At 29.6% G+C, this 13,196-nt stretch carries 7 protein-coding genes; 2 read left to right on the top strand and 5 right to left on the bottom strand.

What is annotated here, in order from left to right:
• Window positions 1-223 precede the first annotated feature (223 nt).
• Window positions 224-1,084, top strand: a complete 861-nt coding sequence (locus E5347_RS09085) for an AraC family transcriptional regulator (protein ID WP_136006613.1) — start codon at window positions 224-226, stop codon at window positions 1,082-1,084.
• 73 nt (window positions 1,085-1,157) lie between these two features.
• Here E5347_RS09085 and E5347_RS09080 read toward each other — a convergent pair whose 3' ends face one another.
• From E5347_RS09080 to E5347_RS09065, 4 genes are read right to left on the bottom strand one after another with little or no spacing between them, the layout of a single operon-like run.
• The gene (locus tag E5347_RS09080) at window positions 1,158-2,480 is read right to left on the bottom strand and encodes a PTS sugar transporter subunit IIC (protein ID WP_136006611.1); all 1,323 of its coding nucleotides are present in this window, start codon (window positions 2,478-2,480) and stop codon (window positions 1,158-1,160) included.
• Between the two features lie 28 nt (window positions 2,481-2,508).
• Window positions 2,509-3,915 carry a glycoside hydrolase family 1 protein gene (locus E5347_RS09075; protein ID WP_136006609.1) on the bottom strand — a complete coding sequence of 469 codons (1,407 nt, stop codon included), beginning with the start codon at window positions 3,913-3,915 and terminating at the stop codon, window positions 2,509-2,511.
• A 58-nt stretch (window positions 3,916-3,973) separates the two neighbouring features.
• Entirely contained in the window at window positions 3,974-4,282 is a 309-nt protein-coding gene (locus tag E5347_RS09070; RefSeq protein ID WP_136006608.1) for a PTS sugar transporter subunit IIB, read from the bottom strand.
• 50 nt (window positions 4,283-4,332) lie between these two features.
• Complete coding sequence (locus E5347_RS09065) at window positions 4,333-4,653, bottom strand: PTS lactose/cellobiose transporter subunit IIA (protein WP_136006811.1); 321 nt, start codon at window positions 4,651-4,653, stop codon at window positions 4,333-4,335.
• Between the two features lie 415 nt (window positions 4,654-5,068).
• On the opposite strand from E5347_RS09065, the gene E5347_RS09060 reads away from it, so the two are divergent.
• A complete protein-coding gene (locus E5347_RS09060; RefSeq protein ID WP_136006606.1) occupies window positions 5,069-7,750 on the top strand; it encodes a sigma 54-interacting transcriptional regulator in 2,682 nt (893 codons plus the stop codon).
• A gap of 133 nt (window positions 7,751-7,883) precedes the next feature.
• On the opposite strand, the gene E5347_RS09055 is transcribed toward E5347_RS09060, so the two are convergent.
• Entirely contained in the window at window positions 7,884-12,815 is a 4,932-nt protein-coding gene (locus tag E5347_RS09055; RefSeq protein WP_136006604.1) for a discoidin domain-containing protein, read from the bottom strand.
• Window positions 12,816-13,196 lie beyond the last annotated feature (381 nt).

Genomic DNA, 13,196 nt, shown 5'->3' with positions numbered 1-13,196 from the left:
TAGAAATTATATATAAAAATTTAGGAATATGATTACATTAAACTTAGAAAATCATTCTATATACGTTTTAATTGACCATATTCCTCACTATACCTTATGGTGCTTTTTTCTTTCTATACTTAAATTATATATAATAATTTACAATTTTTATTATTTATCTTGCTTGAAAAATAACAAAAGTTGCTATACTCTATATTTATAATAATTTTTTTGGGGTGGTAAAATGGATAAGAAAATATTAACATTCTCATCACGACAAGTAATGCATTCAAAAGACTTTGAACTCTTTCATTATTCCGATAATATTCCTATAAATGTTGAATACCATAATCATGACTTTTATGAAATATTCTTCTTCATTTCTGGAAAAGTTAAATATATTATTGAAGGAAAAACATATACCCTTAAACCTAATGATATTCTTCTAACAAATAATAAAGAGTTACATAAACCTGTAGTTGAAAATGGAATAAACTATGAACGAATCGTTATTTGGATCGACCCAAACTTTGTGAAAACTATTGAAAATGATGAAACTAATCTTACACTTTGCTTTGAAAATTCATCAAAGCATCATCATAACCTTCTTCGTCCGAATATTGATCTTTTTCACATTATTAATAAAATATATGAAAAGCTTGAGAAAGTCTGTTCCAGCAACGATTATGGTGATAATCTTCTTAGAAAAGTTTATATAACAGAACTTTTAATATACCTAAATAGAGCATCTTTTGATTCATCAAAAGAAATAGATATTGATATTGAACATAACTCAAAAATAAGTGATGTGGTGCAATATATAAACGAAAATTTATGTGAAGATTTATCTCTTGACACACTGTCTCAGAAATTTTATATAAGCAAGTATCACTTAAGTCGTCAATTTAAGAAGTATGTTGGGTTTACTATACATCAATATATTATGAAAAAAAGGCTAATTATAGCTAAAATTTATTTACTTAATGGAGCTTCTATCGATTCTGCATATATTTACAGTGGATTTAATAACTATCAAAATTTTATTAAAGCTTTTAAAGATGAGTTTGGATTATCTCCAAAAAAATACGTTGCATCCCTTAAGTAAAATAACTTATAAAAAAATAAGAAGTAAGGTTTATTTCTCAAGTAAACTTTACTTCTTATTTATATATATTTAATTAAGCTTCTTTATTTTCTTGTTCATATGCAACTTCTTGCTCATATGCAACTTTATCTTGCATTTTAACAAATGGAAGATATACTCCAACTGCCATTGCAGTTATTAATATTTGAAGTACAGCTCCTTGCCATCCTGATAATATAAATCCTGATATAACTGGAGGAGTTGTCCAAGGTAATTGAAGTGCTGCAAATGGTTGAATAAATCCTGTAACTAATGAGAAATATATCATTAATACTGCAATTATTGGAACTAATATAAATGGAATTGCCATTATTGGATTAAATACTATTGGTAAACCAAATATAACTGGTTCATTAATATTGAATAATCCTGGTAATAATGACATTTTTGATAACTGTCTTATTTGTTGAGATTTAGCTACAATAAGAGCTGCAATTATTAATCCTAAAGTTATTCCTACCCCACCAAATTTTGCATATATAGATACAAATTGAGATGTAACAATTTTTGCATTTTCTCCTACAACTAAAGTTCCACCAGCATCTAATACCGCTTGATTAGCTAAAGAATTAGCTGTAAGAACTGGTGAAATTATTCCTAAAATAATGTTTGCTCCATGTAATCCAAACCACCAGAATATAGACATAAATGCCATTATAAGTATACTTCCTACTAAAGAATCTGAAAGATTTTGCATTGGCACTTGTAAAATATTATAGATAATTTCTGTCATTGAAATTCCTTGAGTAGCATTACAAATTGCATATACTATCATTGATAATAAAACAATAACAAAACCTGGAATAAGTGCTGAGAAAGCATTGGCTACCCCTTCTGGAACACTATCTGGCATTTTAATTCTTATATCTTTATTTATAAACCAAGAATATATAGCACCAACACATAACCCTATTATTATAGATGTAATCATACCTTGTCCGCCAGTCCATACCTTAGGAATAACTCCAGTAACTACTTCCCCTGCTTTTGTTACTACAAAAGCATTACTTATTACTAAAAATGAAACAATAGATAAAATACCTGCTGGTACAGCTGATACTTTACTAGCTTTTGCATAAGAATAAGCTATACCAAAAACTGCAACTAATGCAATAATATCAAAAGTGGCTCCTGTTACTTGGTTTAATGGAGCAGCCCATTGTTCTCCAAATATACCAGCCATAATGTTTGACCAATTTTTAATTGGGAAGCTTTTAATAAGCATAAATATTGATCCTATAAGTGTTATAGGCATTGTTAAAACAAAACCATCTTTAAGCGCCATTATAGGCTTTGCTCCTGCAAATTTAGATACTGCAGGTATTACCTTAGCACTAATTTCATCCATCTTTTTCATTATAATATCACCTTTCTTACAAATTTTTTTATAAGTTTTCCCCTCTTGTTTCAATTACTTCCTTATACCAATAGAATGATGCTTTTTTCTTTCTATTTAAATTATCTTTATGATCTACATATATAAAGCCATATTGCTTCTTAAATCCATTTAACCAACTTAATAAGTCTATAACAGACCAAGCATAGTATCCTTTAAGATTTATACCTTCATTAATAGCTTTCTTAACTACTTTCAAATGTTCCTCTATGTACTTTATTCTTGGAATATCCATTACTTCATCTTCTATAATCGGGTCTACATCTCCTAGTCCATTTTCAGTAATATATAGTTTAATATCACCATATCTTTCCTTTAACATTCTTAATCCACCTAAGAAACCTTCAGGTGATATTTCCCATCCCCATTTAGTATAAACCTTATCTGCCATTTTTACTGTTTTATAAACACCATCAAAGGAAGGATTACCAGGAGCTCCAGTAAAGTTTTCTCTTGTTGGATTAATTTCTTCATTAGCAATATTCTTCATAACTCTTTGAGGTTTATAATAATTCAATCCCATAAAGTCATTGTACGGTGCAGCCTCTTTTAATAAATCTAATTCTTCTTTAGTCCAATCAGGAGTTAGTCCTTTTTCCATTAAACCCTTTACAACATATTCAGGATATTCCCCTTTTAAGATAGGATCATAGTACCAGAATATCTCATAATTATTACAATGATTTGCTGCAAATTTATTTTCCTCTTTATCATCTATACTATAAGCAGGACTAAATACATGAGTTATTCCAATTTCTCCAAATTGTCTTAAACTTTTATATATCTTTACTGATTTAGCATGTGCCACAAACACATTATGAGAAGCTTGAAAATATTTTTTAGGATCCATTGTAATACCTGGTGGGTGAACCCCAGCTATATATCCTAATCTACAGAAATTAATAGTTTCATTAAATGTTATCCAATGCTTAACTCTATCACCAAAAGCTTTAAAGCAAGCTTCTGCATATTTAGCAAAAGCATCAATCATTTTTTTATTTAACCATCCACCTTGCTCTTCTAAAACCTGTGGAAAATCCCAGTGATATAGAGTTGCAAAAGGAACAATTCCATATTTCAAACACTCATTTATTATATTATTATAAAATTCTATTCCTTCTTGATTTACTTCTCCAACACCATCTGGTATTATTCTAGCCCAAGAAATAGAAAATCTATAAGATTCCAATCCCATTTCTGCCATTAGCTTAATATCTTCTTTATACCTATGATAATGATCTACTGCTACATCACCATTTGTATTCTCAAAAGTTTTACCTGGTATTTTAGAAAAGACATCCCAATTAGTTACACCTTTTCCGCCTTCATTCCATCCACCTTCTACTTGGTAAGAGGCTGAAGCAGCACCAAATAAGAAATCATTTGGAAACTTCATTAGTTATTCCTCCTTTTATTATTAATTAATACTATTATTAATTAATTTTATTAAAAATCTATTTTCCTAGTAATTTTAAAGCTAAGTCTAATACTTTTGCTCCATTCATCATTCCATAATCAACCATTGGTATTACTTCAACTGGAATTCCTTTTGGGTCACAAATCTTCTTATCCTTTGCTAAATTAAACCCAATTTGAGGTCCTAAAAGTGCAACATCCATACTATCTAAATGCTTGTCTATTTGGGATTCTGGAAAAGCTGAAATTTCTACCTCTATTCCTCTATCTGCAGCTGCCTTTCTCATTTTATTAACTAAAACACTTGTTGACATTCCTGATGCACAAAATAATTTTATTACTATCATATCTCTTCCTCCTAAAATTTAATATTTTTAACTTGTTTGTTTTAATATTTTTATTTAATTAATTTATTAACGACTTTTCTTAACTCTATAATTTGTTCTATTAAGTTCTTTTCAGTGATTGCTGTCATTAAATGGTCTTGTGCATGTACAAATAAAACTGACATATCTACCTTTTCTCCATTAGCTTCTTTTTGTATAAATAAAGTTTGACCATTATGTGCTTTCTCTAAAGCTTCATTAGCTGCTTTTAGTTCTTCATCAGCTTCATCATATTTACCTTCATTTACTTTATTTAGAGCCGTATACGCATGATTTTTACAGTCTCCAGCGTTAATAATTATGTTCATTACTGCCATTTCTAATTCATTCATTTCTTCCATTTGCCTACCTCCATTACTGATTTTTATTCTGGCACAATTATATATAGCAATACTTGTGCCAAACTCTATATAAATATATATTTTATTTATTTAAACACTATTTCACTCTATCATTTTTTCTTTTTATATTAATATTAAGCTAGTAAAATCAATGGTTTATGCTAATTATTATAAAACTTAAATAAATTTTATTTTTTACTACTTCAATTTAAAATTCAAACAATAAACATTACTGTTTAATCAAATTTAATAGTGTTTAAATTTTAAAAATAGTGTTTGAATTTTAAACACTGCTCACAAATTATGTTTAAATACTGTTTGATATTCGTATTTTTTTGTGATATCCTTTTCATTGTATAAATGTAAATCTTGTAAATTTAAGAATTATTGAGGAGGTTATTTAATTATGAATAAAAAAGATTTAATATATAAAACAATTCTTCAATTAAATTGTTTAGATGGAATAGATACAAATACTATATCTTCGCTGATGAATATGTCTAGAGCAAATGTAAGTCATGAATTAAATAAATTATGTAAGGAAGGAAAACTATACAAGTCTTCTGGAAGGCCAGTTTTATTTTTTATTCAAGAAAATAATAAACCTAATACAAAATCTAAATTAGATTTATTAGCACAAAATAACGAATCTTTAAGACATGCTATAGAACAAGCTAAATCAGCTATACTCTATCCACCTAATGGTATTAATAGCTTAATTTTAGGTAATACTGGTGTGGGTAAATCTATGTTTGCTTCTTTAATGCACAGCTATGCTGTAGAAATGAAAATTAAATCTGAAGACTCACCTTTTATAATATTTAACTGTGCTGATTATAGTAATAACCCTCAACTTCTTACCTCACAACTTTTCGGTGTGAAAAAAGGATCTTATACTGGTGCTGAGTCTGATAAAGTAGGATTAATTGAACAAGCTGATGGGGGAATTCTCTTTTTAGATGAAGTTCATAGACTACCACCTGAAGGCCAAGAGGCTCTTTTCATATTCTTAGATACTGGAACCTTTAGAAGAGTTGGGGATTCTGAAATAAGAACTTCTGACGTTTTAATAATATCAGCAACTACTGAAGATCCAAACTCTGCTTTATTAAGTACATTTACTAGAAGAATTCCTATGACAATTACAATTCCATCTCTTAAAGATAGAACTTTAGAAGAGCGTCTTCACTTAATTAAAACCTTCTTCAAAGCTGAAAGTAATAGAATAAATAAAGAAATTTATGTATCTTTAAACTCACTTCGTGCTTTACTTTCATATGATTGTCCTAATAATATAGGTCAATTAAAAAGTGATGTTCAGCTTCTTTGCGCTAAATCTTATTCAGAATTTTTAACTAATAAAAAACCTGATGTAAGAATATCAAGTAAAATTTTACCTTCATATATTAAAGAAGGACTTTATAAAGAAAAAGAACATAGAGTTCTATGGAATAAGTTAATAGGTGAAGAAGTCGAATATTTCAGGTTTCCTGGATATGCTCAAAACCTTGATGATACCAATTATAAAGAAGATATAGACTCAATATATAATTTTATAGAAGAAAAATTAGCCAAGCTAAAGTCTAGAGAAATATCAGACATTGATATTGAACACATATTAGAAAAAGATATACTTCAACATTTTGCTAAAAATACTTCTAATACATCAATAGAAAATAATAGACAAAACTTATTAACAATAATTGATTCTAATGTTTTATCATTCATAGACGAATTAGTTGAATTTATTGTACAAGAATTAAATATAGTTTTTGATAATAATCTTTATGCAGCCTTTGCATTACATATAAATACATTAATAAATAGAATAAAAAGTAATAAAGCTATATCTAACTCTAATTTAGGTAAAATTAAAACTCTTTATCCTAAAGAATTTAATGTAGCATTTAAAATTAAAAATATTATAGAAGATTATATACGTACTCCAATTCCAATAGATGAAATAGGATATCTAGCATTATTTTTAATTCCTGATAATACTTTTAACAGTGAGTTTAAAGATAAAGTTAAAATAATACTTATTGCCCATGGAGAGTCTACAGCTACATCAATGGCAAACGTTGCAAATAAACTTTTAGGTGAAGATTATGTAATCTCTATAAATGCCCCCTTAGAAGTTGCACCCCTAGAAGTTTTAGAAGACTTAAAAGATGCAATAAAAAACAATCCATCTGATGCAGGTTATCTTCTATTGGTAGACATGGGGTCATTAACTACTTTTGCAGATGTTATAAGAAAAAACTTCAATGTTCCAATAAAAGTTATATCTCTTATTTCAACCCTGCATGTATTAGAGGCTACAAGAAAAGCCTTATCTGGATTATCTTTAGAGGATATTTATAATGATGTAATTATGGTTAACTCCTATGTGGAAACTCATAAAAACTTTAATGAAAAAAATATAGATAATAATAAAATCCTAATAATAACTGCTTGCCTAACAGCTGAAGGGGCTGCAATTGCTATTAAAAGCTTTTTAGAAACAAATCTTAATTATAGTAAAAATTTATTTGAAATAGTATGTTTAAATTGCTTAGATAAAAACTATTTTAAACAACAGATAATAAACCTCCAAGAAAAAAATGAAATATTATTTATAGTTTCATCTTTTCCTGTTGATTTAGATATAAAACAGTATTCTATGTACGAAGTGTTTAACATGAATGTAATTAAAACTCTTCAAGATTTAATTAATTTTAAAACTGCTATGCTAAATATTCCTATAGTTATAAATGAAAATATAGATAATATAGATGGTTTAGTTTTATTTAATGATGTAACTAAATTCTTAAACAGTATACTGTCCAAGCATTCTGTTACCTTATCTTATGAAAAAACTGTTGGTGTAACTCTTCATCTAGCCTTTGTTGTAGGACGATTAAAAAATGGTGACACTACTTCAGAATATTTAGATAAAGAACAGTATATTGCTGAAAATAGCGATTTATACAATTTAATAAATGGTGAGTTCTCATTTTTAAATAACAAATATAACATCAAAATATCTGATGATGAGATATGCTATATAATGAACTTAATTAAATCAAGCTTACCAGAGCCTCAATAAAATGTGCATCTATGTAATTTTACCTATTCCGTCACTATGCTCCAAGTCGCATTAATATTATTAATTTTCCCTTTCAAAGCTGAATGATGGAATTTATAAGGGAGATGAAAAAATTCATCTCCCTAAATATTTTTTAAGATATAGTTTTTTTGCGTTTACTGTACATAAGTCCTAATCCTGCTATTACACATATAACAGCAAGTATTCCCCAATGTCCATTTTCCACTCCTGTAGCTGGTAATTTGCCACCATTATTAGGTGTTTTATTTGAATCACTTGGTGTGCCTGTTCCGCTTCCATTTTCACTTCCGTTTCCATTGTTTCCGCTTCCATTGTCCCCACTGCCGTTATTTCCAGATCCATTGTTTCCGCTACCGTTATTTCCGGATCCATTATTATCAGATCCACCATTTCCATCACCCTTAGCTATTAAATCATTTATAGCTGTATCTAAAGATTTTGTTGCTTCATTTACTTCTTTTTGAGTTGCATCTTCATTAACAAAGACTTCACTAGCTCTTGCTAATTGAATTTTTACCTCATTAGCACTTTCATCTGTATATTTTGTTAAATCTATTTCTTTAGCCTTATTTATTAAATCTTCAAGTTTAGATTTGTCTGGTATTAATCTTAAATCTAAATAAGATTTTAATAATGTGTTATATGCTGAATCTACTTCTTCTTGACTTGCATATTCATCAGCTAAAACTTCTTTAGATGCATTCAATGCACTTTCAAATGGTGTCCAAGTTTTTTCAGTATATTCCTTCTTATCTAGTTTTTCTAATTTATTTACTAAGCTTTGAAGTGCTTCTTTCTTAACTTCAATTCTAACTAAGCCATCTATAGCGGCTTTTAATGAATCTAAAGTCTCATCTATTTCTTTTTGCATTGCATTTTCATCTGCAAGTACAACATCGGAAGCTGCAATAGCTTCTTGTAAAATAGCCCATGATTCAGCAGTATATCCCTTCTCAACTAATTCTTTTGCAGAATCTACAAGGGCTTGTAATACTTCTTTATCGCCTTGCTTATATTCAAGCATCCAAATAACATTAACTAATCTCTTGAAAGATGCATCTACTTCTTCTTCTGTTGCATCTTCATTTGCATAAATAGCTTTAGCTTCTTCTAATGCAGCATTGAATTCTTTTACTACAGCTGGTATTACACCTTCTAGTAAACCTTCTGCTACAACTTCATCAGCATAATCTATAGCTATTTTTAAAGCAGTTTTATCTACTTCTGGTTTTGGTTCTGGTGTAACTTCCTTAACCTTATGAACATTTAATTCAGCAGCTGTTGCAAAGCCACCAGCTCCCTCTTTTGCAACTAATCTTACATGTGTTACATTAGGAACTTCATCAAAATTAACTACTTTTAAAGTAGCATCTTTTGCCCAAGATCCATCTGAAACTGTTGTAAAATCAGTTCCATTTGTACTAACTTGAAGCTCATATTTAGTAATTGTACCATTTCCTCCATTGCTTCTTGGAAGATATGAGAATTTATTAATAGTATAAGCTTTTCCTAAATCTAATGTTATACTTTGTGGCAATTGTACAGGAGTATTGTAATTTGTGTGCCAAATAGTTCCCGGATTTCCATCTATAGCGAAAGATGCTAAACCTTCTGAACCTACATTTGGATGCTCACTTGTTGCTGTTGCCTTCATAGTTTCTTGTGGAATTAATGTTTCATCTGCAACATTTGTAGCAACATTATAAACTTCTAATGATTTTACTTCACCATTAAATGCCTTTGTTTCACTACCTACTTTTTCTAATGGGAATACAAAGGTTCCATTGTGCTTAGTTGCACTAGTCTTACTAATTTCATCAACATATTCTCCATTAACATAAAGCTCTGTTTTAGTCATTCTTCCTACTATTGATATATCTACCCATTCTCCCTTAGGTAGTTCATAATCAAAGGAATAATCATATGATTCTCTTGAGAATCCTACTTTTCCAGTTTCCTTTTGAACTGCTTTAAAGGATCCCTTTTCAGATTCAAAAAGAACTTGCTCTTCATTATTACTATTTTCATCACGTTTTACACTTAATGAAACTGTATAGTTTGGTCCTATATTATCTATAGAACTTTCTAAATAACTATTGTTTCCATTTAACTTTAATACTCCATCTTTAACAGTAGAGTTATTAAGAGCTAATGAATTATATCCATTTCCAGAATTGTCAGGTACTATACCATTTGAAGCACCTTTAAAGTTGTAATCTAAAACTTTTTCTGTTTTAGATTCTACTTTATATCTTGGATTAGAATTTGGAGCATTTGAAACCTTAGCTGCAACTTCTTGGAATTCTGCATAACTCTTATCTTCTGCTAATCCCCACATCTTTTCTGATATAGCTTGAACAGCAGGTAATATTCTATCATAGATATCTAATTCCACTATTCCATTAGCTCTTTTATCAACCATATCATTCCAAACTGCAAATGTTCCTCCAATCATTTGTGGTGAACCTGCTGGAATTACATCGCCATTTCCAAATTTGCTAACTTCATAACTATTATATATATAACTTGAGTTTAAATAGTCATAATAATATCCTGCATCTGGAACTATATATAGCTTTCCATCTTCAGTATTAATTAAATCATAACCTGCATTAAACATATCTGAAGGATCTGCCCATCCATTATTCCAAATATTCATTTGAACATTTTCTGAACGTACTGGTGTCTTTCCTGGTCTTGCTGATAAGCTTCCCCATAATCTTACTGTTCTATCTTTTTCATCTTGCACATATCCTAATAAATCATCTGTAAATTTTCTAAACTCTTCTGTATATTTTGCATCATATTCATCTGTTCCTACGTTTACAGTAGTTTCAGAATCGAATACTGGATCTTCTCCATCTAAATATTCATCCCATAATCCTTTAACAAATTCTAAAGACTCAGGATTAGTAACATCTAAGTGATCTGCTTGACGTCCTACGTTTCCCATTTTTAAGTCAGGACGTACTTTTGTAAATGGTAATGAGTGCGCTGGAGTATCAAATTCTGGAACTATATTTACTCCTATTTCTCTAGAATCTTTTATAAAGGTCCTAAATTCATCTTTAGTATAGAAAGTATCTTTACTAGTTAAATCAGCTTTATTTAACCCATTATTTCCACCTTCTTTAATATCTGATTCTAATCTGAATCCTGAATAAGCATTCATTGGATCTTCTCCATTATTAGAATACTCTTCTAAGAAGATATAGTTATCATTTAAATGAACTTGGAAATCATTCATTTTATACCAAGACATAAGTTTTGCAACATCATATAAGAAATCTAATTCAATAGGTTTTCTTCCTACATCTAGCATAAATCCTCTTACATCTGATAATGGATAATCTCTTGTAATTCCTTGTGGAATAGTTGTTCCATTTTGCTTTAATATTTGTAATATTGTTCTTGTTGAAAGAAATGCTGCTGCTGCTTCATTAGACTCAACTTTAACAAAATCACCGATTTCCATATAATATCCTTCTTTTCTAAGTTCAGGACGTTTATTGTTTAATTCAAAATAGAAATCACCTGTTCTTGGTGAGTCTGAAACTACTACTTCAATTTCTCTTCCAACTATATCTTTATAGTCTTCTGCAAAAACCTTCATAGATTGAGTTAATTCTGCTTCTGAAGAAGGTGAAATAACTATTCTTGATCCATTATTAATTTCAAAGTTACCAGCTCCCCCTAGCCACTCTCTAAGCTCTGGAATAACAGTTGGTACTTCATTACCTGTAACTTCATTAGCTCCAGGTACTATTACATCTATATCAGGAGTATAAGCCTTTTTATCTCCTTGTTTTACTTCAAAGTTAACACGAACCTTTATATCTACTAAAGGTCTATTTATTTTCATATCAGATCCAATTACTTCTTCGTAATCAGCTCCAACAAATGAAATTTCATATCCTTCTGGTACTTCTGGCATTGGTAATACTTCATCATCAATTGTAAGATCTCTTACCTTTATTGCATTAGCAATTTCATCAAATCCCTTTGGAATTCCGCCATTGTAAATTTCAATTTCATATATAGATACATTGTTCCAATTAACACCATCAGCATCTGCTATATGTTTATCTACATAAATTCTTACATATCTAGTAGCAATAGCTTTATCTAAATTAATTTCTTGTCTGTTTTTAGTTGGGGCTGATGTAGCTGCATATATATCAGTCCAATTTTCATTATCATCAGAAACTTGAACTTTATATTCTGTAGCATTTTTTCTTTCCCATTCTATAACTAAATTCTCTATTTGAGTCTTAGCACCTAAGTCAACAGTAATCCATTGTGGATTTGATGATACACCACTTGCCCATCTAGAAGCCTTTGATTTTAAACCATCTACTGCTTTATCAGGTGTTAAAGTATTAGTCTCATTGCTTGATGAAGTTGCAGTTTTACTTAATGCAACATTATCTCCCTCTGCTGGTACTATAACTTCTGGTACTTCTGGCACCTCTGGTACTTCTGGTTCATTATTATATATTTCTACTTCATATATTGATACTGTATTCCAACTAATAGTACTACCTTCTTGTGTTGGAGAATAATCATCAATAGTTACTCTTACATATCTTGCCTTTTGTGATCCAACATCTAAAACTTCTTTAACTTCATTTTTAGTTGCGCTCTTATGAACTTCAGTCCAAGTAGCATTATCATCTGATACTTCTACTTTATATGAATTTACATTTCTTCTTTCCCATTCAATTACAACTTCATCAAAAGCTTTAACTTCTTTTAAATCAATTGTAATCCATGGTTTAACTGCATTAAGGTTTGATGCCCATCTTGAGCTTCCCCCCTTATTAATATCTGCTGGTCTATCTACTGTCCCATCAATAACCTTATCTACTGTAAAATTACTTCCTTCTTCATATCCTGATGCAGTAGCACTTTTTCCTAAAGCTAAATTCTCTCGCTCTACTTCTGTATTTACTTCTGCCCTTACAGGAACAAAAGAAAACAACATAGTAAATACTATGAATAGTGGTAATATTCTCTTTGAAACATTCCCCTTCTTCTTTCTCATTATACCCTTCCCCCTATAAATAATAATTTTTTAGTTTTAGAAGTAAATAATTAAGATTATCCAATCATCCAGTAGAATTTATCCCATCGCTACCATTGCTAACACTCTCCCTTCTACAAGTGAGAGCTAAGCACTGCTACGCGCCTGGATTAGTTCTTCTAACCTTCAGGTGAAGTAAGGTATTCTGCACTCTGTGAAAGTGACTCACACAAAATACACAATTTTAATTATCTACTTTTAAGAAAACCCCACTTTAAGATAAGAATCACTTTATATTAACCTACTATGACAGATAAAAATTTTATCTCCCTCCCCTCAATGTTATAACTATGCTACCTATTAAAATTTAAATATATAACTATGTTGTAGTCATAAAAAAAG

Origin of the sequence: Clostridium sartagoforme (genome assembly GCF_004794105.1) — a bacterium.
Classification (GTDB): domain Bacteria; phylum Bacillota; class Clostridia; order Clostridiales; family Clostridiaceae; genus Clostridium; species Clostridium sartagoforme_B.
This window is presented reverse-complemented; position numbering and strand designations above follow the sequence as displayed.

What these genes read in the sequence shown, in the direction of transcription:
- E5347_RS09065 (WP_136006811.1), bottom strand. Translation starts at nt 4,653, where the DNA reads ATGAATGAATTAGAAATGGCAGTAATGAACATAATTATTAACGCTGGA.
- E5347_RS09080 (WP_136006611.1), bottom strand. Translation starts at nt 2,480, where the DNA reads ATGAAAAAGATGGATGAAATTAGTGCTAAGGTAATACCTGCAGTATCT.
- E5347_RS09055 (WP_136006604.1), bottom strand. Translation starts at nt 12,815, where the DNA reads ATGAGAAAGAAGAAGGGGAATGTTTCAAAGAGAATATTACCACTATTC.
- E5347_RS09060 (WP_136006606.1), top strand. Translation starts at nt 5,069, where the DNA reads ATGAATAAAAAAGATTTAATATATAAAACAATTCTTCAATTAAATTGT.
- E5347_RS09085 (WP_136006613.1), top strand. Translation starts at nt 224, where the DNA reads ATGGATAAGAAAATATTAACATTCTCATCACGACAAGTAATGCATTCA.
- E5347_RS09070 (WP_136006608.1), bottom strand. Translation starts at nt 4,282, where the DNA reads ATGATAGTAATAAAATTATTTTGTGCATCAGGAATGTCAACAAGTGTT.
- E5347_RS09075 (WP_136006609.1), bottom strand. Translation starts at nt 3,915, where the DNA reads ATGAAGTTTCCAAATGATTTCTTATTTGGTGCTGCTTCAGCCTCTTAC.